The sequence below is a fragment of the Corallococcus praedator genome (assembly GCF_003612125.1).
Classification (GTDB): domain Bacteria; phylum Myxococcota; class Myxococcia; order Myxococcales; family Myxococcaceae; genus Corallococcus; species Corallococcus praedator.
In genome coordinates this window covers 1-415 of sequence record NZ_RAWI01001222.1, presented here as the reverse complement: position 1 = coordinate 415, position 415 = coordinate 1, and the positions used below count along the sequence as shown (strand labels likewise).

Genomic DNA, 415 nt, shown 5'->3' with positions numbered 1-415 from the left:
CCGTCCTTGCCGTAGACGACCACGGCGTGCTTCGCGCCCAGCCGCTGCATCACGCGCACCTGAATGCCGACCAGGTCCGGATGGAACACGCCCATCAGGATATTCGGCGCGCCGGCCGGGTTGGTCAGCGGCCCCAGGATGTTGAAGATCGTGCGCACGCCCAGCTCCTTGCGGATCGGGGCGACGTTCTTCATGGCCGGGTGGTGGTTGGGCGCGAACATGAAGCCGATGCCGACCGTTTCGATCGATTCGGCCACCTGCTCGGGCGTGAGCATGATGTTCACGCCCAGCGCTTCGAGCACATCGGCACTGCCCGACTTGGAGCTGACGCCGCGTCCGCCATGTTTGGCGATGCGCGCGCCGGCGGCCGCCGCCACGAACATCGAGGCGGTGGAGATGTTGAAGGTGTTGGCGC

At 66.7% G+C, this 415-nt stretch carries 1 protein-coding gene; it reads right to left on the bottom strand.

What is annotated here, in order from left to right:
* The coding region (gene trpD, locus D7Y13_RS43825; protein WP_120631151.1) for an anthranilate phosphoribosyltransferase at positions 1-415 on the bottom strand (415 nt) is incomplete at both ends.